The organism is Pseudomonas syringae group sp. 26L6 (genome assembly GCF_032587815.1).
Lineage (GTDB): Bacteria > Pseudomonadota > Gammaproteobacteria > Pseudomonadales > Pseudomonadaceae > Aquipseudomonas > Aquipseudomonas amygdali.
In genome coordinates this window covers 295,942-319,365 of sequence record NZ_JAWHPJ010000009.1, presented here as the reverse complement: position 1 = coordinate 319,365, position 23,424 = coordinate 295,942, and the positions used below count along the sequence as shown (strand labels likewise).

The following is a 23,424-nucleotide window of genomic DNA, read 5'->3' as shown; positions in this document are numbered from 1 at the left end:
TTTCCGGCCCTTTCCCCTGCCCTGACCCGATCTCAATCAAGCCGGAACGCAATCACACTGTCACCCAGTGTCGTACCAAGCGATCCGTGGCCGCCAGCCGCGATGATCACGTACTGTTTGCCATCACTGCCGGTATAGGTCGAAGGCGTCGCTTGCCCTCCAGCCGGCAATTCATGCTCCCAGAGCACGTCTCCGTTATTCACATCGTAAGCGCGAAAGAAGTTATCCGCTGTCGCCCCATGGAATACCAGACCACCTGCGGTAACCAGCGGACCACCATGGGCGACCATGCCCATCGGAAAGCCGACTGGAAAACGCTCCTGCATGAAGCTGGTCTTGAGGTTTTTGGTGGTGCCGACCCGGCGTGTCCATTCGGTTTTGCCGGTGGCCAGGTCAACCCCTGCCAGGGTTCCCCATGGTGGCGCGGTGCAGGGAATGCCAAGGCTGGAGGCGAACCTTGAGATGCGGATGGCGTAGTCACCGTTGAAGTTTTCGTTCCAGTACGGCTTGCCTTCCTGAGTGAACAGACGCTTCTGCGCAGCCTGATCGGGCCGCTTGATCAGGTTGTAGATGTAAGCAAGGCGCACCGGTGTCGCCATCAACAATTGGCGGTCAGGATCAACCGCCACCGAGCCCCAGTTGAACACACCGATATTGCCGGGATAGATCAGCGAGCCCGCCTCCGTGGCAGGTGTCCAGGGATTGCCGTCATAACGAAGTGAGTTGTAGGTAATCCGACAGGCCATCTGATCGAAAGGCGTAATGCCCCACATGGACTTCTCGGTCAACGCCGGGGGGATGAAGTTAAGCCTTGAGACCGGCTGGGTCGCCGCGAAACGCTCGCCCGCAACCCCGCCTTCGGTGCGAACGCTGACCTGGTCAACAGGCACTATCGGCTCGCCGGTCAGGCGGTTGAGCACGAAGATATTCCCGACTTTGGTCGGCAACAGCAATGCAGGCTGCCTGTTGCCGTCTTTTCCCACGGCAAGCAGCGACGGCTGTGAAGGGTTGTCGCGATCCCACAGGTCATTGTTCGACGACTGAAACTTCCAGCGCAGCGCACCTGTTTTCAAGTCCAGCGCCACCAGCGCATCGCGAAACTTCTCGGAATTGCTGTCGGGGTCACGCCGGGTGCCGGTTTCGTCAGGCGAGGCATTGCCGAAGGGAACGTACACAAGACCGTTTTCAACATCAGCGCTCAGGGTTGCCCAGGCAACAGGTGTGTCCTGCGGATAGTTCTGGTCGGCCGCTATCGGCTGGGTAGTGTCGGGGTTTTGCGGGTCGAAGTTCCACACCAGCTGGCCAGTCATGACGTTATAGGCGCGGATGACGCCGGACGGGTTGCCGTCGTCGTAGCCGTTATCCATCACCGAACTGCCAATCACGATCAACTCGCCTGCAATCAGTGGCGCAGAGGTCTGCATCAGCGCGTGTGGACGAATCTCGCCCATGTTGACGCTCAAGTCGATCACGCCACCGTTGCCGAAATCGCCGCACAATTTACCGGTGTCTGCATCCAGCGCGACCAGCCTGGCATCTGCGGTGGCGGTGATGATGCGTTTTGCGCATTGAGCGGGCTGTGGCACCTGGCCATCAGGGCTGGATGCAGCGGAATAATAGCTGACGCCCCGACAGGTCTGATGCTGCTGCAAGTAGGAGCGTTTTTTCTCGGGCGTGTATTTCCAGGCCAGTTCCCCAGTCTGTGGGTTCAACGCGTGCACTTCGTTATGCGGGGTACATACATACACCCGGTCGTTGATCTTCAGCGGCGTCGCTTCAAAAGTGTACTCGCCCGCATCCTTGCCTGAGTCACGCAGGTCGCCGGTGTGGTACTCCCAGGCGACCGAAAGCTTGCCGACATTCTTCGGGGTGATCTGATCAAGGCTGGAAAAACGCTGACCGGCAGTGGTCCCGCCATACGCCGCCCAGTCCTTGCCTGCCGACTCGGCGCTACGGGTGGGCGTTGCATTACTGATCTGCCCTTGAAGCGGGTACGGGTCATGAAACATGAGCGCAACCACGATCACCAGCATCACCCCCAGCGTACTGCCGAGAAAGGGATGAAAACGACGGTTATCGAAGCTCGAACCTGCCTGATAAAGCGGCCGCACCACCCAGGGCAGCGCAAGCCAGAGGCCGATCAGCGCAAACAGATCACCGCGGGGGATCCATTGCCATTTGTCAAAGCCGACTTCGTAGATGATCCAGATCAGAATCCCCCACATAAGCAATGCGTACAGGGTCAGCGCCGACTTCTTTTTCAGAAAGATCAGGGTTGCCGTGGCCAGCAAGACCAGAGCAATGATCGAGTAGGCAGGAGAACCCCCGGCAGCGACCAGTTGCGCACCCATGAACAGCAGAATAAAACTCAGTATCGCGATCACGATACCTGTCACTTTCAGAATCATCGTCCTTGTCCTTTCTTGTTATGACCTTGCGCTGCAAAGCTTTTTCGACGCCACGCCATCCTGCGTGTCGGTTCAGTTTTTGCGCGTCGCGTCATCCAGCGCAAGGATGGTATGGGCGTTGGTGACAGTGGTCGCCAGGGTATTGATCACACCTGAGCGCAATGCACCCAGCGTGGCGGCTGCTTTGGTGTTTTCGCTGGCGATGGCCACTACATCCGGGATACGAAACAGCTCTTGCACGGTCAGGCCGATAACCCTGCCCTGAATGGCATTGACTGCCGGCTGGCCGTGAATATCGATGAAATCATAGCCCATCATGTCGCCCACGGTACCGGACAATCTGGCCTGGGCAATCTCCTGCGGAGAAAACCAGCCCATACGCACCATGTTGCTGTTTTCGCTCATGTCACCGATGCCAATCAGCGCCATGTCTGCGCGGCGGGCACGGTCCAGTGTGGAGCGCACAGTGTCATTGCTGATCAGAATGCTGCGCAGCTCGGGGTTGGCCACCAGGGCAGGCGCGTACAGGCTTTCACTTTCGCCACCGAAGCGCAGCGCCAGACGGCGGCAGATATGATCGGGGTTCATGTATTCGCCAGCCTTGAGCGAACCGCCAATGGCGCAGACAAATGTGCAGTTGCGCGTGACCGGCAAAAACACGTTATCCGCCACTGCGCCGACATTGCGGCCCATGCCCACGGCAACGATCATTCCATCGCTCAGGGTTTTGTTCAGGTAGTTGGCAACCAGGCTGGCGACCGCCGAACGTTGGGTGTCGGGGTCGCTGTGGTCGACTGCTATCAGCGCCCTGTCGAGCTGAAAACGCTCTACCAGCGCCAGCTCCAGCTCGTTGTTCATTGCCGGATGCTGCAGCACGCGCACTTCGACAATACCTTCATCGCGTGCGCGCTTGAGCAGTCGGCTGACTTTTGCGCGCGACAGGTCAAAGCGCTTGGCGATGGCTTCCTGAGTGACGTTCTCAAGGTAATAGAGCATCGCGACTTCAGTCATCAGATCGATGTCGCTGGCCATGCGCTGGGTACTGTCACTCATGTGGACGAGCTTCCGTTTCGACGTCAAAGGCGCATTCTCCCTACTCCCGCCCTGTGCCGTCCACTCTCTATTGATGCCCGTCGCGCTCTATCGCGTTAATACGCTCGACCTTGGCGCCGGAGCGAGCCGCCTCGAACTCTGACTCCAGAAACGATTTGACGATGCTTTTCGCCAGTTCCGCACCGATCACTCGTGCACCGACGGAAAGAATTTGCGCATCGTTGCTCTTGCGTGCCCGCTCTGCCGAGTAGGTGTCGTGAGCCTGAGCTGCACGAATGCCAAGGACCTTGTTGGCGGAGATGGCCATGCCTATTCCAGTACCACAGACCAGCACGCCAAGCCGCTGCTGGCCGGCATTGATCGCCGTGGCGACCGCCAGAGCGATGTCCGGATAGAGCACCGGCGCAGTGGAATGAGTGCCGAAGTCAGTCACCGGATAACCCAGTGACTCGATATGGCGCTTCAACAGTTCCTTGAGTTCATAACCCGCTTCATCACATCCGATAGCCACCGGGAAAGGTGTGTTCATGGCATCAGGCTCCGCTGTCGAGTTCTTATTGTCTGACCAAATGTTCAATCGGTGAAATTCCGATCAGTCATTTCTCGGGCATTAACGACGCACTGTCAAGCGGCTTTTTTGCATGAACATTGATCAGAAGCTCTCATTTGCGATGAGCGAAGCCAGAAATCGACGCTTTAAAACTTTTATATGAAAGAGATTGACTGATCAGAATTTCATTTGATACACATATGATCACTGAGCAACGCATCAGTGCACCTAATAAGAATTCACAGCACGAGGACACGCCAATGGCTACGCCATTACTGCTCCAGGCTGAAAATGTCACCAAGGCTTACGCCGGTATCCCCGCCCTGCGCGATGGGCGTCTGTCATTGCGAGCCGGAAGCGTGCATGCCCTGTGTGGCGGCAATGGCGCGGGCAAGTCCACCTTCCTGAGTATTCTGATGGGCATCACCCAGCGCGATGCCGGGACCATCCTGCTCAATGGTGAACCGGTTCAGTTCAGCCGTCCTGGCGACGCTCTCGCAGCCGGAATCGCAATGATCACCCAGGAACTGGAGCCGATCCCCTTCATGACCGTCGCCGAGAACATCTGGCTGGGCCGCGAACCGCGCAGGGCCGGGTGCATCGTTGACAGCAAGGAATTGAATCGGCGCACCCGCGAGCTGCTGGAAGAGCTGGAGTTCGATGTCGACGCCACCAGCTCCATGCACTTGCTGAGTGTGGCGCAGATACAACTGGTGGAGATAGCCAAGGCATTCAGTCACGACTGTGAAGTGATGATCATGGACGAGCCCACCTCGGCGATTGGCGAGCGCGAGGCGCAAACCCTGTTCAAGGCCATCCGCCGACTGGCTGCTCGAGGCGCAGGCATCATCTATGTCTCTCACCGCCTCAGCGAGCTGGCGCAGATTGCCGACGACTACAGCATCTTTCGCGATGGCGCTTTCGTCGAAAGCGGACGCATGGCTGATATCGACCGGGCACACCTGGTGCGCGGTATCGTGGGCCAGGAGTTGCAGCGCATCGACCACAAGGTGGGTCGTGAATGCACCGCCGAGTGCTGCCTGAATGTCGAAAGCCTGAGCCGCAACGGCGAATTCGAAGACATCAGCCTGCACGTGCGTCACGGTGAAATTCTCGGCATCTACGGGCTGATGGGGTCGGGGCGCAGCGAGTTTCTCAACTGCCTGTACGGCCTGACCACGCCCGACTCGGGCAGTGTCACCCTGCAAGGCAAACCCATGCCGATCGGTCTGCCCAAGGCAACCATCCGCGCAGGCGTTTCACTGGTCACCGAAGACCGCAAGGACAGCGGCCTGGTGCTCAGTGGCAGCATCCTTTCCAACATCGCCTTGTCGGCTTATAGACAGCTGTCGAACTGGTCGCTGATCGATGCGCGCAAAGAGCACAAGCTGGCCGAAGACATGGTCAGGCGCCTGCAGATCAAGACCGCATCACTGGATCTGCCCGTTGCGTCGATGAGCGGCGGCAACCAGCAGAAAGTGGTTCTCGCCAAATGCCTTTCGACCGAGCCGGTCTGCCTGCTCTGCGACGAGCCGACCCGAGGCATTGACGAGGGCGCCAAACAGGAAATCTATCACCTGCTGGATCAGTTCGTACGCGCTGGCGGGGCCGCCATCGTGGTTTCGTCGGAAGCACCGGAACTGTTGCGCCTGAGTGATCGAATCGCTGTGTTCAAGGGTGGCAGGCTGGTGACTATCAGCAGCGATGCCGATCTTTCCCAGGAAGTCCTGCTGAGTCTTGCCTCATGAATGCCAAAACCATTGTCGCCCCTGCCACCACTGCGCCACGCAGCCGCCTGCGCTTGTCCGTTGATCGCTTTGGCCTGCCGCTAGTGTTCATTCTGCTGTGCCTGGTGATGGCCTTTGCCAGCGAATATTTCATGACCTGGCGCAACTGGATGGACATTCTGCGCCAGACGTCGATCAACGGCATTCTCGCGGTCGGCATGACCTACGTCATCCTGACCAAGGGCATCGACCTTTCCGTCGGCTCTATTCTGGCGTTTGCCGGGTTGTGCAGCGCACTGGTGGCAACGCAGGGTTACGGCCTTCTGGCTGCGGTCAGCGCCGGGATGTTCGCCGGGGCCATGCTCGGCGTGGTCAACGGTTTCATGGTCGCCAACCTTTCAATCCCGCCGTTTGTGGCCACTCTGGGCATGCTCAGTATCGCCCGAGGCATGACCTTCATACTCAATGACGGCAGCCCGGTGACGGACTTGCCTGAAGAGTATCTGGCGCTGGGCATCGGCAGGGTCGGCCCGATTGGCGTGCCCATCATCATCTTTGCCGTAGTCGCGCTGATTTTCTGGATGGTCCTGCGCTACACCACTTATGGCCGCTATGTGTACGCCGTCGGCGGCAACGAAAAGAGCGCGCGTACCTCCGGGATCGGTGTGCGCAAGGTGATGTTTTCGGTGTACGTGGTTTCCGGGCTGCTGGCGGGACTGGCTGGCGTGGTGTTGTCCGCCAGAACCACCTCCGCCCTGCCCCAGGCCGGCATGTCTTATGAGCTGGACGCCATCGCCGCGGTGGTCATCGGCGGCACCAGCCTGTCGGGAGGCACCGGCAGCATCGTCGGCACACTGTTCGGCGCATTGCTGATCGGGGTGATCAACAACGGCCTGAACCTGCTCGGCGTGTCCTCCTATTACCAGCAGGTCGCCAAGGGCCTGATTATCGTGTTTGCGGTGTTGATTGACGTGTGGCGCAAGAAAAAACGCTAAACCGGCATGAACGACTGACTACAACAATAACGAGGTTCTCATCATGAAATTCGGTACATCCCTGGCCGCGGTCGCGGCGTTCTCCCTGCTTGCCAGCAGTATCTCCATGGCCGCCGATGGCAAGACCTACAAGATCGGCGCGGCGGTGTATGGCCTCAAGGGCCAGTTCATGCAGAACTGGGTGCGTGAGCTCAAGGAGCATCCGGCGGTCAAGGACGGCACCGTGAAGATCACCGTGTTCGACGGCAATTACGACGCACTGACCCAGAACAACCAGATCGAAACCATGATCACTCAGCACTACGATGCGATCATTTTCGTACCCATCGACACCAAGGCGGGCGTCGGCACCGTGGCAAGGGCGATGGAGAACGACATTCCGGTGATCGCTTCCAACACCCGGGTTGCCGGCAACAAAGTGCCCTACGTCGGCAACGACGATGTCGAGGGCGGTCGCCTCCAGGCGCAGGCCATGGTCGACAAGCTTAAAGGCAAAGGCAACGTGGTGATCATTCAGGGGCCAATTGGCCAGTCAGCCCAGATTGATCGTGAAAAAGGCGAGCTGGAAGTCCTGAGCAAACACCCGGACATCAAGATCATTGAGAAGAAAACCGCCAACTGGTCACGTGCCGAAGCCCAGACGCTGACCGAAGACTGGCTCAACGCGCATCAGAACGGCGGTATCTCCGGGATCATCTCGCAGAACGACGATATGGCTCTCGGGGCCCTGCAAGCGGTGAAGTCCCGCAACCTGAAGCCTGCGGAAGTGCCGATCACCTCCATCGACGGCATGCCTGATGCCATTCAGGCTGCGAAGAAAAATGAAATCACCACCTTCCTGCAAGACGCCCAGGCGCAATCCCAAGGCGCACTGGATGTCGCCCTGCGCGCCCTGGCCGGGAAAGACTACAAGCCACAGTCGGTGATCTGGCAGCGCTACGCCAAGGACGTCAAATGGGGTGACGGCACGGACAAAAACTACATCCTGCCTTGGGTACCGGTCACCGACGCCAACGCCGATGCGCTGTATCAACAGGTCAGCGGCGGCAAGTAACCGGTCTGAGATTCCCGCTTCTGCCCGAAGGGCGTGGGAGCGAAGCGTCGCCCGGTTCGCTCCCACGGCCTTCGGCCAGAATCAAAAGCTGACGTGTTTGAGTCTTCAAAAAACAGCGCTAAAGGAGTCATTTTCATGTCTGAATTCTGGAACAAGGCCTTCGATCTCAATGGCCGTTGCGCGGTCATCACCGGCGGGGCCGCAGGGATTGGTCTTGCCTGTGCCCGCCTGCTGGTCGAGCGAGGCGCTCGGGTCGCACTTCTGGACCGCGACCTTACAGTGGTCGACGTGGCTGCCAGCCTTGGCAGCGGGAACATCGGCATCACGGTCGATCTGCGCAGGATCGATCAGGTCAACAGCACCATCGACACCGTCTTTGAGCACTTCAAGCGCATCGACTATCTGGTCAACAGCGCTGGTGTTGCCGTGCTGGACAAAGCCGTCGATGTCAGCGAAGACGCCTGGGACACCACCCTGGATATCAATCTGAAGGCCAGTTTCTTCGTGGCGCAGGCCTGCGCCCGGCACATGCTCACCCAAGGCAGCGGGCGCATCGTCAACCTCGCTTCGCAGGCTGCCGTAATCGGCCTGGACCGGCATGTCGCCTACTGCGCAAGCAAGGCTGCCGTGGTCGGCATGACCAAAGTACTGGCCATGGAGTGGGCACCGCACATCAACGTCAACGCCATCTCACCCACCATCGTCGAGACCGCGCTGGGCAAAAAAGCCTGGGCGGGCGAACTCGGAGAGCGGGCCAAATCGCAGATCCCGGCAGGCCGCTTCGCTCAGCCGGAGGAAATAGCAGGGCTGGCCCTGTACCTGCTCAGCGATGCCGCCAGCATGATCACCGGTGAAAACGTGGTGATCGACGGCGGCTACAGCATCCAGTAATTCACTTTTCTGTTGCGAGGTTTATCGTCATGTCCACCGTCATTGAACGCACTGCCGAACAACTCTCTCCCGTGATTCCGTCCACCATGCAGGCAGTGGTTTGCTATGGCCCGGAAGACTACCGGCTGGAGACCGTCGATGTGCCGACGCCAGGCCCCGACGAAATCCTCACCAAGGTAGAGCTTTGCGGGATTTGCATGGGCGACATCAAGACCTACCGCGGCGCTCCGTCATTCTGGGGCGATGCCGAGCAGCCCCGTTACGTCAAACCACCGATGATTCCGGGCCATGAATTTGTCTGCCGGGTGGTCGCGCTCGGCCCAGGCGCAGAAAAGCGTGGCGTGCAGATCGGCGACCGGGTGATTTCCGAGCAGATCGTCCCGTGCTGGGGCTGCCGCTTCTGCAACCACGGGCAATACTGGATGTGTCAGAAACACGACCTGTACGGTTTTCAGAACAACGTGCAGGGCGCTATGGCCCAGTACATGATCTTCACCAAAGAAGGCATCATCCATAAAGTGCCGGATTCGATTGCCCCGGACGAAGCGATCCTGATCGAACCGCTGGCCTGCTCGTTGCACGCGGCAGAACGAGCCAATGTCGATTTCGACGACATCGTGGTGGTCGCCGGTGCGGGCACGCTGGGCCTCGGGATCATTGGCGCAGTGCGTATGCGCAACCCGAAAAAACTCATTGTGCTGGACATGAAACCCGAGCGCGCCGCCCTCGCCTTGCGCATGGGCGCTGACGAGGTGTGGAACCCGGCCGAGGTCGATGTACTGGCGAAGATCCGTGAGATAACCGGCGGCTACGGCTGCGACATCTATATAGAAGCCACAGGGCATCACAAGGCGGTCAATCAGGGCCTGGCAATGCTGCGCAAACTCGGGCGTTTTGTGGAGTTCAGCGTGTTCAACGACGAGGCCACGGTGGACTGGTCGATCATTGGCGACCGCAAGGAACTGGACGTACTCGGCTCCCATCTGGGGCCTTACATGTACCCGCGCGCCATCGACTTCATTGGCAACCGCAAGATCGACATGCGCGATGTCGTCACGCACAAATTCCCCCTGGCGGAGTTCAAGGAGGCGTTCGCGGTCATGGAGCGTGGCGACAAATCATTGAAGGTCGTTCTGCAACCTTGACCCACCCGATCCTTATAAAAAGAACACAGGAAATTGCGTTATGAACCGAGTGATAAACGATCCGGACCAGGTGGTCGAGGACATGCTGCGCGGCATTCTGGTAGCGCACCCCGAACTGTCGCAAAGTGACGGCAATCCACGGGTCATCAGCAAAACCCGGCCTTCGGAGCAAGGGCGCGTCGGTATCGTTACCGGCGGCGGCTCGGGTCATGAACCGGCCTTTCTCGGCTATGTCGGTCCAGGGCTGGTAGATGCGGTAGCGGTCGGCGAGATTTTTTCCTCGCCTACTGCCAAGAGCTTTTTCGACGCCTTTCGCGCGGCCGATCATGGTGCAGGCATCGCCTGCCTGTACGGCAACTACGCGGGCGACAATATGAACGTGAAGCTGGCGATGAAAATGGCCGCCAGCAAAGACCTGCAAGTGCGCACCGTGGTGGCCAACGACGATGTGGCCTCGGCGCCGAAAGCCGATATCGCCAAGCGTCGTGGCGTGGCCGGGGAAATTTTCATGTGGAAGGTCGGTGGCGCTGCCGCCGCACACGGTTACGATCTGGACGGCGTGATCCGTGTCGCGCAAAAGGCCGTGGATCAATGCCGATCCATCGGTATCGGCCTGACGCCCTGCACCATCGCGGCAGTCGGCAAACCCAACTTTCAGATCCCCGACGGCAAAATGGAGCTGGGCATCGGTCACCATGGCGAACCGGGTATCGAAGTCATCGACATCGAGTCTGCGGCGGCCATGGCAGAACGCATGCTCGCGCCGATTCTGGCCGACCGGGATTTCAGCGTGGACGACAGCGTAGTCGTGCTGGTTTCAGGCCTCGGAGCAACACCGGTAATGGAACTCTACGTGTTCTACGCCGAAGTCGAGCGTCTGCTCAAGGCTCGGGGCTTGAAAATCCATCGTTGCTACGTGGGCAATTACTTCACGTCGCTGGAGATGATGGGGGTAACCCTGACGCTGCTTGGCCTGGACGCCGAACTGAAAACCCTGATCGACCACCCTTGCCGTTCCATCGGCATGACCCAGGCGGAGTGAACCATGAGCGAGCAATTCTCTACCCAACATGGCACTGCCATCGTTGCCGACCTGGTGAGCGTGATCGTCGCCAACCGCGAATACCTCAGCGAAGTAGATGGCGCGATCGGTGACGGCGACCATGGCATCAATATGGCCAAGGGCTTCGCCCACTGCGGTCGTACCATCGAAGACCGCCAGTTGAGCCTCGCCGAGGCGCTGGATGAGCTGACCCTGAGCCTGATGGAAGGCATCGGCGGATCCATGGGCCCGCTGTATGGCAGCCTGTTTATCGGCATGGCCGATCAGGTACGCGGCTGCGAGGAGATCGATGCCGCGGCCTTCGCCAAACTGCTGCGTGGCGGCCTCACTTCACTGCAGGACATCACCGAAGCCGGCGTCGGCGATAAATGCCTGATGGATACGCTGATTCCGGCCGTCGAAGCCTTCGAGCAGGCCCACGCCCGGGGTGAGTCATTCAGTGCAGCGCTCTATGCAATGAAAAGCGCTGCATCACAAGGGCGCGATTCAACCCGTGATCTGGTAGCGAAGATAGGCCGAGCGAGTCGCCTGGGCGAACGATCGCTTGGCGTGCTGGATGCCGGCGCGGTGTCGTGCTGCGTGATCCTGACGCAATTGGCGGATTCAGTGCAGCCGAGGCTGGTATGAGCGGCTACATGACAGTCCAGTGTGAATAGGCACCTTCATTCATGAAGCAGTTTCATGAGCCTATCCCGATAACACCCCATTGTTGACCAAATGACAGCGCTATAAGGTGATCCGGACATCACGCAGCGAATCTGCACACGCGGATTCGCTCGCGTTTCACCGAGGAACTGTTCATGAAAGACCCGAGAAAAGTCACCGTAGTCATCGGTGCAGGCTCCATAGGGCAAGCCATAGCACGGCGTGTCAGTGCGGGCAGGCACGTCGTGCTCGCCGATTTGCGTCAGGACAACGCCGAGGCGATGAAATCGAACTGGCAGGCCTGAGCGACCTGCGCGATACGCCTGCCGGCAAGATCCGCATCAATGCGATGGCCCACTCGCTGGGAGTTCGCCAAGGATGGCGAGAGCATGAACGTGCGTGTCACCGGTCAGGTCACGTTCAACGGGGTCTATCCACTGCTGGATGCTGCACTCGATGGCTTCGGCCTGAGTTACATTCCGCATGACCTTGTCGCCGAGCATATCGAAGCCGGACGCCTGATTCAGGTGCTGGAGGCATTGCGCTACCGGTGATTCATCAAACGACCGAAACGCGTAGCCCCGCAGCCATCGTTCATTGTGTTTGCACGCGCAGCCTGGCGGGCTCGCGGCTTTTCTCGGCGTAATGCCGCGCGCGACGTAAAACATGCTGGGTGGCTCTGCGCGCTTCCTCCTTGTTGAGTTCGACATGCGCTTCCAGCAACTGCTGAGCCTGTTGAGGTTGATGTTGCAAGAGGGCCTGAAGAATGCTGCCATGCTCTTCGTACGTTGCATCGACTCTGGAGGCACTGAACTCAAGACGGCGGATAGTCCGGGTCTTCTCGGTGATCTCATAATGCAGCCTCGCCATTTCCCGGTTACCCACCGCCTCTACCAACGCACAATGAAACCGCTCGCCCAATCTGGCCAGGATATCGGTGTCCCTCAATCGCTCGTGTTTCGGCACCAGCCAGGTGCGTGTTAGTTCATCGATCAGCGGCTCGACGCTCAGGTCCATCAAGCCCAGCCTGGCAAGCGCCTCCAGTTCAAGCACCACACGCACGTCATACAACTCTTCGAAATGTCGGGGATCAAAGGGACGTACTTGCCAGCCGCTGCGGTAATAAACCTCCACGTACCCTTCCTGCTCCAGCCGGAACAATGCCTGTCTGACCGGTGTACGACTGGCCTGAACGCGTTCTGCCACCTCACCTTCAGTAAATCGTTCGCCGGGTAATAGACGAAATTCGGAAATGTCTTCTTTGATCCGGGCGTAAATCCGCTCCGATATATTTTCCGGGCGTTCTTTCGACTTTTTGGCACATGCTGTCTGCATTGATGATTCGTCCTTGTAATCCGGTTACTTAACGTTGGTCATGACGATCTGCGGTATTGCCGGACGCCCACCAGCGCGGAAAATCTGCAATGCCGTCAATCACCGCATCCACGTTGTGCCTATGGGCATCAAAAAGTGCGAGATCATATTTCCCGGTACGCACCAGCAGGCTGCTGGCACCAACGGCTTTTGCCCCGGCGCAGTCGGTCAAAACATCATCACCCACCACCAGGGTGCGGCTGGCGCAGGTATCGAGTTTGCGCAGGGCAGCCTCGAAAAACATCGGTGACGGCTTGCCCATGACCAACGCCTGCACCTGCGCTGCGGCCTCAAGACCAACGATGAAGGCGCCGCAATCGAGACGCTCCCCATCACGATCGAACCAGAACAGGTTTTTTTGCAACGCAATAAGACGAGCGCCGCCCCGCAGCATGCGGAAGCAGCGATTCAGCGTTGCGTAATCGAATGCCTCGCCAATATCGCTGATGACCACCACGTCAGGGTTTGTATCGTCTGTAAGAATGTCGTTGAAGGCCGCTCTGATCGAGTCGGGCACCAGCAGATGGCACTTGAGTTGCGCATGCTGCTGCAAATAGCCCACACAGGCCGTTGTGGCAGTCTGAATTTCGTCGGGGACCACCTCGATTCCGGCCTGACACAGCTCTTGCGCCAGGGCCTCCGGCATCTTTGCCGTGGTGTTGGTCAGCAGTTGCAGGCGCAGCCCCTGAGCCCTGGCGAAACTCAGTGCCTCGGCTGCACCGGGTAAAGGCTGTCCCTTGAGGATGAGTGTACCGTCGATGTCCAACAGCAGGCTGTCAAAATTCATGGATAAGCTCCCTGTGGCTGAAATGATCGGGGCAGGTTTCACAATTTGGCAGTCAGCCATTGGCGAATCTCGGGCAATGTCAGTTCAGGGTTGGCAGGACGTGGCAATGGCGTGCTGCTGGCATCCAGCACCACGCCACGCAACCACGGGTCAGAGGCGCACACCGTGTGGTCGCCACCTTTACGGCTAAGGCGGACACAGTGCTCTGAACGTGCCGCAATCAGCCGGGCCCCTCTTGGAGCCTGCCAATAGCAGGAGCCCGTCCAGCCTTCGGGGAAACGCTGCTCGCCCGGGTACTCGAACATCGTCCATTCATGTTGAAAAGGCTGCGCAAGGCTTTGCCGCCAGGCTTCGGTGACTGAACGGGGGTCATGCCCCGACATCGCGAGCCGCGCCTCATTGAACAGCAGCAGACCGTTGTCTGCCGGATGAAAGACTGCCGCGCTTTTATGCATATCCGGCACGCCCGCCGAGTCATAGACCAGCCAGCCCTGACGCTCGAAAAATGCATTGGGGTATAGGTCGTGATGGACCGGGGCCATGCCGTGATCCGAATGAGCGACGCAGCGTACCTCGCCACCCGCCGCATCCATGCAGCGCTGAATCAGCTCGTCGACCCAACCCGATACTTCATCGAACAACTGTTGCCCGACCTCGCGCATGCGCTCACTGGCCCAGTCTGGCGTAAGGTATTTGAGCAAATGATGCGAAAGCAGATCGACCACCGGGTAATAACCGATGACTCGCTGTGCATCACCCGCACGGACTGCGCCGACAATGTCACTGCAAAAGCTTTCATGCATCTCCCGCATCAGTTCCAGCAACAGCCACTCCGCTGTGCCCTGCCCGCCTTCATCCAGCCGCTTGCCCAGTTGCCCGCTGCGATACAACACGGTCAGGTCCCTGGCCACATAAGCCTTGCTTTTGTCGCTCTGCAAATCCAGCGCCTGAACCTCTTGGTAGCCGAAACTGACCACACTTATCCGGTTTTCGACACATACGGCACGCAGCGCAATTGCCTTGCAAACGTTGCCAGGCCCTTTCTCCGGCAGCGGCAAGTGCACCGTACTGCCAAGCGGTAACCAGCAGGGTGCACGGCCATCCTCAGCTGGCCAGTCGAGCATTGCACCGTCATCGCGCGAGCTGACCCTGGCAGCCATGCCCAGCCTCTCGATGCGCAGGTGCCCGCCGTTTTCGATCAACTCGGGAGGTACGGAAAAGCCCTCATACACACAGCTTTGCCCGAGCAATGCACTGCCCAGCCTGTCCGGCTGGACAAAGGGCACCGCGCACAGGCGAAAAGTAATGCCCTGACGCGCCCATTCGTCCCAGACCATGTCTATATCACGCGGCCAGGCCTGAAAGGCATCCGCCACGGCCAGGCTGTTCCGAGGTGTCGGCGCCGGGACGAGATAACCGGTCAAACCGTGCTCATTGACCTGTGTGCCGCTGAAAATCGACAGCAACGATGGCGGGGTCTGACAATTGGGCGACAACGGCAACAGCGGGTAGCACGGCCAGCGCGCAGAGGGCTGCTCAGGTTTTCTTGTCCGATAACGGTTGACCAGCTCCCACGACAGCCCGTCGATCAACAGCCAGATCAACGGATCAGCGCCTTTCATGAAGCTATCCGGCGCTGAGCACCGTGCATTGCCCATCGGCCCACCACTGCAACACGCTGCTTCAGTTGCGCCAGCGAACCGCTGTTGGGCAGTACGTAATCCGCGTCGATCCGGCGCATCTGTAGATCAAGCGCGCTGTTTTCCACCACGCTGATGTCGCCGCGCAGGCCTAGACGCAATTGCCTCAAGGATGAATCGGCCAGCACCTTGATCACCTGAAAGCCTTGCTCATACAGATACGGCCAGTCGACGGTGTCATCGCGCAGGTCGTCGTTGATGACAACCTGCGCGCGGGACTGCATCAACCGCCCTGCGAAGTTCTTGACCAGCGACTGACCGTCCAGAACCCTTAGTTCGCGCGCGATGCACTCCAGCAGGCGCTGGTTCTGACTGCCGCTTGCCAGCTCCACCCCGGCCTGTTCGTAAAACATGCCTTGCAACTCATACAGTGGCTGGGCCAGCTTGATGACCTCTACCGACAGCCCGGCCTCTTCGAAATGCTCACGCAGCAACTGAGCGGTCGTGCTCTTTCCGGAGCCGCTGGGGGCCACCAGGGCCAGACGCAATTGGTTAGCGTGGTTCATGGGATCTCCTTATCTCAGGCGCTGATGAGTTCACGCGCCACGCCGACACGACTTTGCCATTGCACGCCGAGCAGCCCCCGGACGATCTGCGCTGGCACGGTATCGGTCAGCGAAGTGTCGTCAAGCAGGCCGTGCCAGGTTGAGGTCACGAAACGGTGCGGCCACTCGAAGAGCGTGGGCGAGTGGATTTGCTCCAGAATCGCATCGTGCCCCATCGCATGGATCTGCAACTTGCCCCGCGCCGCTACATTGGGCAGTAAGACTGTTTGCAGCCAGCCACACCCTTCAGGGCTGGCCTTGAGTGCGGCGCGCATGGTTTCTGGCATGCACAGGCGTTTTTCGGTGTGTGCAATCGACAGGTCATCGGCCACCGCAGCCAGATCGAGTCGTTTGGCCAGTTCGGGGTGTGTACGTAGCGTGCCGACACCGACATGCGGGTAGTCCGGCCAGCCACGGGCACGAACCCGGCCGTCGATACAGTCCAGCAACAGCTTGTCACCGGAAAAGTACAGATACCCCTCGGACAGCACCAGATCCAGCATGGTAGTGGTCTTGCCAGCTCCCTTCGCACCGCCGATTGCAACGATTCCACCGTCCGGCCCGACCACCGCCGACGCATGCATGATCACACTGCCTTTGGCCTGCTCGACCAGCAGGCCGTAGTAGCGCACCAGCTCGATCAAGTGGATGAATGCATTTTCGTCGCCGTGAAAATCCACAGTGTGACGCGCCCGGTCAATCCGGTAGCCGACCTGCGTATCGGCATCCCAGGCGTAGTCCAGACCGGTCTGAGGGTCGTGGCCACGCAGAACACGCAGGGTAAAACCAGGGGCATAGGTTTCGCGAATGATGTCGGGGGTGGCGCAGAGGCCAATCCATTCCGGCTTGAAGGCGGTGCTGTCGTGCAGCCGGACCCTCAAGTCGACGGTGGTCTGGCCGTCGTCCGCGACTTCGGCAAAGTAAGGTGCGAGGAAGACTCGCAGCCGCTGGGCCAGTGCAGAGCCCGAGGTCTGATCATCCAGTTCGAATCGATAGCGTCCATTGCAAAGATAGCGGCTCATGAGTACAGGCTCTCCCGGGTGGTGATAAAGGGCGATGGCGAGTGCAGAAATGCAAAACGGTCGGCCAGCGGCCAGCATTCCTGGCGACGCTCGTCCAGAAACGCGTGCAGACGTTTCATCAGCTCGCGCAGATCGGCGTTAATTGCCTGAGGGTCTATTACGCCTCGGGACTTGAGAAAGCGCACGTCACCGCGTGTCGTGCTGGCCGAATGCGCAGCGAGTGGCGTGCAGGTCTCGAACGTGATCACGAACAGGTTGCCGCTTTGCACCGACTCGCACGGCGCACTGAATGCATAACGTCGATACTCGCCAAGTGCCTGCAATGTGCTGTCAACGCTCATGGCCATAGCCTCCAGCGTCGGTGAGCCCAGCGCCAGGTGCTTCACCGTGCCCGACAAGCTCCCCGGCGCACTGCGAAACAACTGCACGATGGGTTCATTGACCGCCAGCTTGCGTTTGCGGCTGCAATGCTCGACCCACACATAGCCCCCGTCTTCATCACGGGCGGCAGTCACCTGATGATCCCAGACCTGAAATTCGTCACCGCACTGGCTGGTGAACGGCGCCATTGCCGGGCTGAAACTGGCATCGAACCAGGCCTCGCCGAGCATCCGCGCATGGCAGTCGGGGGGCAGTTCGAAGGACTCGACATACGTCTGCTCGGTGGTGGCGTAGCGACATTCCCAATTGTTGATCGCCAAGTGGTTACGTTCGAACGCGTCGCGCAGCGCCATCAACAGGTTCTGCGGGACTGCGGGCTGCTCGATCTCAAGCGGAGGTTGTACGAAAAGCGAACGATGCACATCAATGCGATTCAGCAGGTGACTGATATATACGTGGTCCGCCTGTAACGTGATGATCGCAAGCGGGATGGCGGCTCCGGACAGGTTGTGGCAAGTTTCGTCGCCCAGATCACCGTTTTCATCATCAAGAAGCATTGCCCCATCGGCGTCCCAGCGGGCCAGAACCCGGTGGCTGCCTCGCAGGTCAGCGACCGCGGTCAGCTCGCCCAGCAATGCCGTGTCCGCAGCAATGGCATACAACGTGTGGTCATCGCTGCCGAACGGCTCCTGATGGCGGATCTTCCAGCTACCAAACACAATAGCCGTTTGCGTGGTCGTGGATTGCGACATGATTATCTCCCCGGCAAAGTGAATTCAGAGCCGACTCGCCTCACGGGCAAAGTCGAGTTTCGAATAGAGATCCTGCTGAAACGGCAGGTTTCGCTCCGCCAGAAAATCGCGCATCACGTTGGATACGGTTTCAAAGTCTTCTTCAACTTCACGCAGCGTGTGCAATGTCCTGCTGCGGCAATACTCGACCTCGACCTGAGCAAACTCTGCGCTGCCGTCAACCATGCGGCAGACATCGAAATACGCGCCAAAACCATTGCCGGTCCTCAGCGATTCGAAATTGATGTCGATCCTAGTACGCCTGAACGGCTTGAGCCGACGCAGATTTGCCGAGGTCATCGAGCGGGCGTGATTTTCGATATCGGCAAACGCTACCGGCTGATCGGTGTTGAAGTCCTCACGGCGCAACTCGGCGTTTTCGAGAAACCATTTGCGCTTGACCGCCATCAGCCCGTCAGCCTGAGGAATAAACGAGATGTAACCGGTTTCGAGCGGGTCGCCCGTCACTTCGAAAATGTGCGATTCATAATCGTAGGTTTGAAAGTCACGGTCGATTTCCAGCACCAGGTCCTTGAAAGCGCCCTCTCCGAACGCTTTGTGCATCGCGGTGGACAACTGCCACATGTCAGGTATCTGAAACGAGGTGAATTTACGTTCCAGCTCCATTTCCGGGCGCCAGCGCACGTACCAGCAGTCGTCGCTGAGCATCGGTTGCGAAGCGGCCACGCGCGCCGCGGCGGATCTGGCCAAACGTTGCCAGGCCCTCCAGGAAGCACGTTCTACCGGTTCGACATCCATCAGGTGCAGGAACAAGGCACCGGCTTCGCCTTCATGGATATAGTGATAAACGCTGCATTTACCGAGGTGATGCGTCACCGCCAGAGTGGCCATCAGCGCCTGATCGGACGGCCGACGGTGAAGCGTCGGGTCCAGCACATGCATGCGTGAACGACTGTCTTGCGTACGCTTGCGCTGCCCGGCATTGAAGACTTGAAAGTCGAAGTCCTTCATCGGCATCGGCACATGGGTGTGATGAGCGTTGGAAAGCCACTGCGCATGCAACGTACCACTGGGAATGAACAGACCGTTGTCCGAGTGACGGGCCCGCGCAGCCTCTGTGTCGACTATTGCAACCAGCGCAGAATCAAGGCTGCCGTTGAGGGTGTGCGGATCGAAGAACAGCAGTGAAATATCCGTAGTCATTGTAGCTCCCTTACTTCGTTGACAGCGTGAGGCAGCGCCTTCGGGCTCTGACTGAAAGTGATCCGTTGTCCGGCAAGACCCTGTTGATACAGCGCCTCGGACTCCACGGCAGGTATGCCGTGTTCACGCAAGAGGATCGAAAGATGACAAAGCATGGACGCCTGCTCGAAGACAAAACCGCGTGCGAACGGCAGCAACGCCGCCAGTGCCGCGTAGGGGCGTGGCGAGACGACAATGGCTTGTCCGTCATGAGCACGCAGTTGTCGCTCAAGCTCCTCCAGTTCAGCCCCCAGAGAGCTGGACGTGGGGATCGAATTGATCGACACGGTGGCCGAGATACTCAATTCTTCCAGCTGCCGCCCGGCAGTCACTACAACCACCGGCCCGTCGGCATAACCTGGAGAAATCAGGCGGATCTCCGTTGAGTCCTCTACCTGCACGAACGTCGACAACGGCGAGAAATCAATCAGGTGCAACTGCTGCCCGGCCCTCACCCACTCCAGTTGCACCGAGCCCAACAGTTCGTCGGCGGCGTGAGTAATGCTGTGCAATTGCAGGGCATCTGCCGGGCCAGTCGGGTCGTGCGCTACCAGCCGGGCGCGTTGCGTCCCGGCGATGCCGCGATTGATCGCCAGCAAGCCTTCCGATGACCATTCGCAGGTCGTCGAGCCGTCATCGCACGCCTGAGTGATGAGCCCTGTTTCACCTTTCAGAAACTCGCGGACCACAAAACACACAACACGCTCATCACTGAGCTCAAGCAGTCGTTCAAGCAATGCGCCGCGCTCAAGGATCTGCTGGCGTACCTGATCGGAGAAGTCCAGCACGACCTGATCGGTATTGAGTCGGTCCAAAAGCACCTGGCTCATTGCCGGCTCGACCAGTCCCTGACGGTTTGCCTTGACCAACAGCGCCTGGCCCGCAGAAACGCCGTGGGTTTGCGCGAACAACGCCAGCGGGCGGCGCTTGCTTCGAAAATACTGCGCAAAGGCAGGCAATGGCCGGAAATCCATCAGCGCATCATCACTGGCGATATACAGTTCGGCCCATTCAAGGACCGGCTCCAGGCTGCGTGCTTCGCGCAGGCTGGTGACGGGCCTTGCCTGGAGCAGCCAGAGTTTCTGGTCATCCGCCGCCCACTCGATATCGGCGGGCAGCCCCAGCGCCGCAGATGCATTGGCAGCCAGTGTCGCCACCTCCAGCAGCAACGCCTTGTGAGGCTCCAGCGCGGGGTCACAACCCAGTAATTGCTGGTCGCTGACCCGCGCCGACATGCCCTTCTCTACCCCGGAGACCATCGCTTCGCCCAGCGATGCGACGGTTTCAATCAGCGTTACTGCCTCCCCGCTCAACGGATCATGGCTGAAGGCTACGCCTGCGAAGCGGGCCTTGACCATGCGCTGCACGATCACCGTCATCTCTACCGGCGTTTCCAGCATCGACGCTCGCAAGCGTTCCAGAATGGCCTGGCGGGAAACTCCGGAGCGCCATACATCGAGCACCGCCGTCTTGAGCGCTTGCAGCCCCTGCACCGAAAGGTGTGTGCTGAAAATCCCGGCAAAACTGTGCTGATTACCATCTTCGATATTCGCCGAAGAACGTACGGCAAGTTCGCTGCCGGCATCAAAGCCCGCTTGCTCAAGCAGCGCCTGGAGATGGCTGTCGGCAGCCTCACTCCATTCAAACTCGGCCAGCCGGGCGATTCTGTCCATGTGTTCGTCAAGGAAGGCACCTGCGGTGATGCGCACGGTTTTCAACGTGTCTTCAATAGCCTGCTTGCGGTCTGCGAAGTCGTGCCAGAGCACGCGGTAGTCTGCATCGTCCAGTGCGCTCAGGGGCGGCACCGGCAATGTATCGGCAAGCTGTTGCAGGGTTGAGTATTTACTGGACACGACGGCCTCCTGCTATCAGTGGAAGGTCAGTGGTTCTCCGAGCGGGCCCACTGGCCAGTGCATCCGGGACTGCATCAACGTCCTCCTGGGCTGCCAGAACCGGAAACGGCGCAAGATTGGGCACCACCAGTGGCTGTGGGCGTGGCGTCTTTTCGAAATCCATGAATATGCGTGACGCAAAGGCTTCGGTCGCGCCTTGGTACTTCCCGGAATACAGCTCGATATCGCCTTTGACGTTCCAGAACATCATCTGACCGATGTTCATGCCAGGGTAAACGCGGATGCGGTTCAACGCATACAACTGCAAGGTCCAACGTCCGACGAAACCAATGTCGCCCAGTGGGGCCGACAGGTTGATGAACATCCCCAGTCTTGCAATCGAGGAACGCGCCGCATAAGTGGGTACGAAATGGGTGCTGCCCATGGTTTCTATGGTTGAAGCCAGGTACAGCTTCATCGGCTGCAATTCATAGCCTTCCGGGCCGATTTCGATGGTTCGGGTGGACGCCTCGGTGCGCACATCGATCACATCGTCCTCGTAGACCTTCATCTGGTCATGCAGGCGGAAGTTGTAGCTGTTGGGATTGACGTTCTCATGGGAAAAAGGACTGATGACGATTTCACCCGAACGCACACGATTTTCGATTTCACTACCGGTCAGTATCATGGTCAATCCAGAATGATTTTCGAGGGCACGGTGCTCTTGGAGCCCAAGTAGCGTCCCGCATAACAGGTGGTCAGGCCGAAGTTTGCCCAGAAGCAGACCTTGGCCACTTTGGTGCCGGCATAGACCCGCACCGGCTGGGTAACGACGATCTCCAGGGTCCAGCTGATGGCCGCGCCGGTGTGGCCGAGCGGCGCACTGGTCTGAATGAAAACGCCACAGGAGGCGGTGGAAACGTTGGCGTAAAGCTCACTGGCAAAATCAATACCGCCGATCTGCTCGGCCGTGGCGCCCAGGTAAAAGCGGTTGGGGTACAACACAAAGCCTTCGGGCGGAATATGATGCTCGACCACCTCCAGCTCCCCGTGAGGATCGATGCGGTCGCTGCGGTACTCCAGAAGCAGATCCGCCAGGTGACAGCCGTAGGAATTGACCTCGACATGAATGGGGTCGAATGGCTCGATGACGACACTGCCGACCTCGCGCATTTTCACTATTTCAGAACCGGTCAGCATCATGGGTTCAAGCCTCCTGATCCAGAGACGCCACGGCGCGTGCCTGCCCGTTCGCACCGTACAATTCGGCCCGCATGCTGCGCGCGCCCCAAAGATAGCCTTCGGTGTTGCAGGCGGCGGCCGAGCCTGGCAGGCGCTGAGCAAGGCGTCGGGACAAGGTGCCCAGGTGATAGCTGGGCACCTGTTGAAAAAGGTGGTGCTCCCAGTGCCTGTTGATATTGCACGGTGCAAACAACGCTCGTTCCAGCCAGCCCGGGCTGACGCTGCGTGCATCGCGCTTCACGCTCCGGGTCGAGAGCCCGGCATGCTCCGACAGACTGCGAATGCGCAGAATCGGCGGAAGAAAGAACACCAGCGGTGCCAGCCAGTACAACAGCACGCCCGGCCAGGCACTGAAAGCGCTGATGAGCAGCACTGCACAGGCATAAAAAGCCAAAGCCTGATAGCGCTCGGTGCGGGTCGCGGGCGAAGGGCTGGTGAAAAGCCCGATCACGCTGAAACTGTCCATCGTGCGTAACGATTGCAGGGTCGACAACCCGCTGATGTCGCGCAGCAAGGCCTGCCAGAACAACATCGAACTTGGCGGTGCGAACGCATCGGCGTAGTCCGGGTCGGCAGGCGTATTAAGGTGCTTGTGATGGGCAATATGGTGAGCCCGATAACGTGACGTGCTCAATGTCAGAGGAAACGTCAGAAAGACGTTGGAGATCAGGTCGTTGCGCCGCTTATCACGGCTGATCAGCAAATGCGCCGCGTCGTGCATGAGTACCAGCAACGCGTGCTGTCGCGTCGCAATGACTACTACGGCGATCAGATAAACCAGCGTCGAGTCGCTGATCTCGGCCAAGGTAATAGCAGCGACAATCACCGCCCACTGCACGCCTATCTGCAATGCCTGCCGCCAGTTGCTGAGTTGCTTGAGATCCGAGGTCAGTGACAGGTTGTCACGTGCCAACGTAGCGCGCTCGGAGCGTCGGTCGTAAGCGCCACTGTCCATCGTGTCGAGTTCGATTGTGTCTTCCATCTTTCATCTCCCGTTCAATCGTTGAAAGGGCCTG

22 protein-coding genes and 1 pseudogene are annotated in these 23,424 nt (G+C 59.1%); 9 read left to right on the top strand and 14 right to left on the bottom strand.

Annotated features, from left to right (window positions below; all coding sequences use genetic code 11):
• Window positions 1-32: 32 nt before the first annotated feature.
• From RYA97_RS03990 to rpiB, 3 genes are all read right to left on the bottom strand, one after another.
• A complete protein-coding gene (locus RYA97_RS03990) occupies window positions 33-2,408 on the bottom strand; it encodes a glucose/quinate/shikimate family membrane-bound PQQ-dependent dehydrogenase (protein WP_316891930.1) in 2,376 nt (791 codons plus the stop codon).
• Between the two features lie 72 nt (window positions 2,409-2,480).
• Entirely contained in the window at window positions 2,481-3,461 is a 981-nt protein-coding gene (locus RYA97_RS03985) for a sugar-binding transcriptional regulator (protein ID WP_004662175.1), read from the bottom strand.
• A gap of 67 nt (window positions 3,462-3,528) precedes the next feature.
• The gene (rpiB, locus tag RYA97_RS03980; protein ID WP_004667607.1) at window positions 3,529-3,990 is read right to left on the bottom strand and encodes a ribose 5-phosphate isomerase B; all 462 of its coding nucleotides are present in this window, start codon (window positions 3,988-3,990) and stop codon (window positions 3,529-3,531) included.
• A gap of 281 nt (window positions 3,991-4,271) precedes the next feature.
• On the opposite strand from rpiB, the gene RYA97_RS03975 reads away from it, so the two are divergent.
• From RYA97_RS03975 to RYA97_RS03935, 9 genes and pseudogenes are all read left to right on the top strand, one after another.
• Window positions 4,272-5,759 (top strand): sugar ABC transporter ATP-binding protein, encoded by a 1,488-nt coding sequence (locus RYA97_RS03975; RefSeq protein WP_316891929.1) that lies wholly within the window; start codon window positions 4,272-4,274, stop codon window positions 5,757-5,759.
• Window positions 5,756-6,733 carry an ABC transporter permease gene (locus RYA97_RS03970; RefSeq protein ID WP_005743693.1) on the top strand — a complete coding sequence of 326 codons (978 nt, stop codon included), beginning with the start codon at window positions 5,756-5,758 and terminating at the stop codon, window positions 6,731-6,733. Before RYA97_RS03975 ends, RYA97_RS03970 begins: the two co-directional genes overlap by 4 nt.
• 43 nt (window positions 6,734-6,776) lie before the next feature.
• The gene (locus RYA97_RS03965; RefSeq protein WP_316891928.1) at window positions 6,777-7,787 is read left to right on the top strand and encodes a substrate-binding domain-containing protein; all 1,011 of its coding nucleotides are present in this window, start codon (window positions 6,777-6,779) and stop codon (window positions 7,785-7,787) included.
• A 135-nt stretch (window positions 7,788-7,922) separates the two neighbouring features.
• A complete protein-coding gene (locus RYA97_RS03960) occupies window positions 7,923-8,678 on the top strand; it encodes an SDR family oxidoreductase (protein ID WP_016981315.1) in 756 nt (251 codons plus the stop codon).
• A 29-nt stretch (window positions 8,679-8,707) separates the two neighbouring features.
• Window positions 8,708-9,823, top strand: coding sequence for an erythritol/L-threitol dehydrogenase (locus RYA97_RS03955; RefSeq protein WP_005777414.1), 1,116 nt, complete (start codon window positions 8,708-8,710; stop codon window positions 9,821-9,823).
• A 40-nt stretch (window positions 9,824-9,863) separates the two neighbouring features.
• Window positions 9,864-10,865, top strand: a complete 1,002-nt coding sequence (locus tag RYA97_RS03950) for a dihydroxyacetone kinase subunit DhaK (RefSeq protein WP_010202455.1) — start codon at window positions 9,864-9,866, stop codon at window positions 10,863-10,865.
• Between the two features lie 3 nt (window positions 10,866-10,868).
• Entirely contained in the window at window positions 10,869-11,513 is a 645-nt protein-coding gene (gene dhaL / locus RYA97_RS03945; RefSeq protein WP_316891927.1) for a dihydroxyacetone kinase subunit DhaL, read from the top strand.
• 173 nt (window positions 11,514-11,686) lie between these two features.
• Entirely contained in the window at window positions 11,687-11,836 is a 150-nt protein-coding gene (locus RYA97_RS03940) for an NAD(P)-binding domain-containing protein (protein WP_162882916.1), read from the top strand.
• Window positions 11,837-11,893: 57 nt separating this feature from the next.
• Window positions 11,894-12,067 (top strand): annotated as a pseudogene (locus tag RYA97_RS03935) (LysR family transcriptional regulator); the annotation flags it as partial.
• A gap of 58 nt (window positions 12,068-12,125) precedes the next feature.
• Here RYA97_RS03935 and RYA97_RS03930 read toward each other — a convergent pair.
• From RYA97_RS03930 to RYA97_RS03880, 11 genes are read right to left on the bottom strand one after another with little or no spacing between them, the layout of a single operon-like run.
• A complete protein-coding gene (locus tag RYA97_RS03930) occupies window positions 12,126-12,866 on the bottom strand; it encodes a GntR family transcriptional regulator (protein WP_005732092.1) in 741 nt (246 codons plus the stop codon).
• A gap of 28 nt (window positions 12,867-12,894) precedes the next feature.
• Window positions 12,895-13,692: an HAD-IIA family hydrolase gene (locus RYA97_RS03925; protein WP_010202474.1), complete on the bottom strand. Its 798-nt coding sequence runs from the start codon at window positions 13,690-13,692 to the stop codon at window positions 12,895-12,897.
• Window positions 13,693-13,730: 38 nt separating this feature from the next.
• Window positions 13,731-15,314, bottom strand: coding sequence for an alkaline phosphatase family protein (locus RYA97_RS03920; RefSeq protein ID WP_316891926.1), 1,584 nt, complete (start codon window positions 15,312-15,314; stop codon window positions 13,731-13,733).
• Window positions 15,311-15,898 carry a dephospho-CoA kinase gene (locus RYA97_RS03915; RefSeq protein ID WP_316891925.1) on the bottom strand — a complete coding sequence of 196 codons (588 nt, stop codon included), beginning with the start codon at window positions 15,896-15,898 and terminating at the stop codon, window positions 15,311-15,313. The genes RYA97_RS03920 and RYA97_RS03915 overlap by 4 nt, the downstream gene beginning before the upstream one ends.
• Before the next feature lie 14 nt (window positions 15,899-15,912).
• Complete coding sequence (locus RYA97_RS03910; protein WP_316891924.1) at window positions 15,913-16,959, bottom strand: hypothetical protein; 1,047 nt, start codon at window positions 16,957-16,959, stop codon at window positions 15,913-15,915.
• A complete protein-coding gene (locus tag RYA97_RS03905) occupies window positions 16,956-18,092 on the bottom strand; it encodes a hypothetical protein (protein WP_316891923.1) in 1,137 nt (378 codons plus the stop codon). Before RYA97_RS03905 ends, RYA97_RS03910 begins: the two co-directional genes overlap by 4 nt.
• A 24-nt stretch (window positions 18,093-18,116) precedes the next feature.
• Window positions 18,117-19,295 carry a hypothetical protein gene (locus RYA97_RS03900; RefSeq protein WP_005743676.1) on the bottom strand — a complete coding sequence of 393 codons (1,179 nt, stop codon included), beginning with the start codon at window positions 19,293-19,295 and terminating at the stop codon, window positions 18,117-18,119.
• Window positions 19,292-21,187, bottom strand: a complete 1,896-nt coding sequence (locus RYA97_RS03895) for a PEP/pyruvate-binding domain-containing protein (protein WP_316891922.1) — start codon at window positions 21,185-21,187, stop codon at window positions 19,292-19,294. The genes RYA97_RS03900 and RYA97_RS03895 overlap by 4 nt, the downstream gene beginning before the upstream one ends.
• A complete protein-coding gene (gene dcd / locus RYA97_RS03890) occupies window positions 21,177-21,854 on the bottom strand; it encodes a dCTP deaminase (RefSeq protein WP_316891921.1) in 678 nt (225 codons plus the stop codon). The genes RYA97_RS03895 and dcd overlap by 11 nt, the downstream gene beginning before the upstream one ends.
• A gap of 2 nt (window positions 21,855-21,856) precedes the next feature.
• Window positions 21,857-22,369 carry a dCTP deaminase domain-containing protein gene (locus RYA97_RS03885; protein ID WP_004667600.1) on the bottom strand — a complete coding sequence of 171 codons (513 nt, stop codon included), beginning with the start codon at window positions 22,367-22,369 and terminating at the stop codon, window positions 21,857-21,859.
• 4 nt (window positions 22,370-22,373) lie between these two features.
• Window positions 22,374-23,390, bottom strand: a complete 1,017-nt coding sequence (locus RYA97_RS03880) for a fatty acid desaturase family protein (RefSeq protein ID WP_316891920.1) — start codon at window positions 23,388-23,390, stop codon at window positions 22,374-22,376.
• Window positions 23,391-23,424 lie beyond the last annotated feature (34 nt).

What these genes read in the sequence shown, in the direction of transcription:
- RYA97_RS03915 (WP_316891925.1), bottom strand. Translation starts at nt 15,898, where the DNA reads ATGAACCACGCTAACCAATTGCGTCTGGCCCTGGTGGCCCCCAGCGGC.
- RYA97_RS03965 (WP_316891928.1), top strand. Translation starts at nt 6,777, where the DNA reads ATGAAATTCGGTACATCCCTGGCCGCGGTCGCGGCGTTCTCCCTGCTT.
- RYA97_RS03900 (WP_005743676.1), bottom strand. Translation starts at nt 19,295, where the DNA reads ATGACTACGGATATTTCACTGCTGTTCTTCGATCCGCACACCCTCAAC.
- RYA97_RS03975 (WP_316891929.1), top strand. Translation starts at nt 4,272, where the DNA reads ATGGCTACGCCATTACTGCTCCAGGCTGAAAATGTCACCAAGGCTTAC.
- rpiB (WP_004667607.1), bottom strand. Translation starts at nt 3,990, where the DNA reads ATGAACACACCTTTCCCGGTGGCTATCGGATGTGATGAAGCGGGTTAT.
- RYA97_RS03885 (WP_004667600.1), bottom strand. Translation starts at nt 22,369, where the DNA reads ATGATGCTGACCGGTTCTGAAATAGTGAAAATGCGCGAGGTCGGCAGT.
- RYA97_RS03910 (WP_316891924.1), bottom strand. Translation starts at nt 16,959, where the DNA reads ATGAGCCGCTATCTTTGCAATGGACGCTATCGATTCGAACTGGATGAT.
- RYA97_RS03930 (WP_005732092.1), bottom strand. Translation starts at nt 12,866, where the DNA reads ATGCAGACAGCATGTGCCAAAAAGTCGAAAGAACGCCCGGAAAATATA.
- RYA97_RS03970 (WP_005743693.1), top strand. Translation starts at nt 5,756, where the DNA reads ATGAATGCCAAAACCATTGTCGCCCCTGCCACCACTGCGCCACGCAGC.
- RYA97_RS03990 (WP_316891930.1), bottom strand. Translation starts at nt 2,408, where the DNA reads ATGATTCTGAAAGTGACAGGTATCGTGATCGCGATACTGAGTTTTATT.
- RYA97_RS03955 (WP_005777414.1), top strand. Translation starts at nt 8,708, where the DNA reads ATGTCCACCGTCATTGAACGCACTGCCGAACAACTCTCTCCCGTGATT.
- RYA97_RS03960 (WP_016981315.1), top strand. Translation starts at nt 7,923, where the DNA reads ATGTCTGAATTCTGGAACAAGGCCTTCGATCTCAATGGCCGTTGCGCG.
- RYA97_RS03925 (WP_010202474.1), bottom strand. Translation starts at nt 13,692, where the DNA reads ATGAATTTTGACAGCCTGCTGTTGGACATCGACGGTACACTCATCCTC.
- RYA97_RS03880 (WP_316891920.1), bottom strand. Translation starts at nt 23,390, where the DNA reads ATGGAAGACACAATCGAACTCGACACGATGGACAGTGGCGCTTACGAC.
- RYA97_RS03950 (WP_010202455.1), top strand. Translation starts at nt 9,864, where the DNA reads ATGAACCGAGTGATAAACGATCCGGACCAGGTGGTCGAGGACATGCTG.
- dhaL (WP_316891927.1), top strand. Translation starts at nt 10,869, where the DNA reads ATGAGCGAGCAATTCTCTACCCAACATGGCACTGCCATCGTTGCCGAC.
- RYA97_RS03905 (WP_316891923.1), bottom strand. Translation starts at nt 18,092, where the DNA reads ATGTCGCAATCCACGACCACGCAAACGGCTATTGTGTTTGGTAGCTGG.
- dcd (WP_316891921.1), bottom strand. Translation starts at nt 21,854, where the DNA reads ATGATACTGACCGGTAGTGAAATCGAAAATCGTGTGCGTTCGGGTGAA.
- RYA97_RS03920 (WP_316891926.1), bottom strand. Translation starts at nt 15,314, where the DNA reads ATGAAAGGCGCTGATCCGTTGATCTGGCTGTTGATCGACGGGCTGTCG.
- RYA97_RS03985 (WP_004662175.1), bottom strand. Translation starts at nt 3,461, where the DNA reads ATGAGTGACAGTACCCAGCGCATGGCCAGCGACATCGATCTGATGACT.
- RYA97_RS03940 (WP_162882916.1), top strand. Translation starts at nt 11,687, where the DNA reads ATGAAAGACCCGAGAAAAGTCACCGTAGTCATCGGTGCAGGCTCCATA.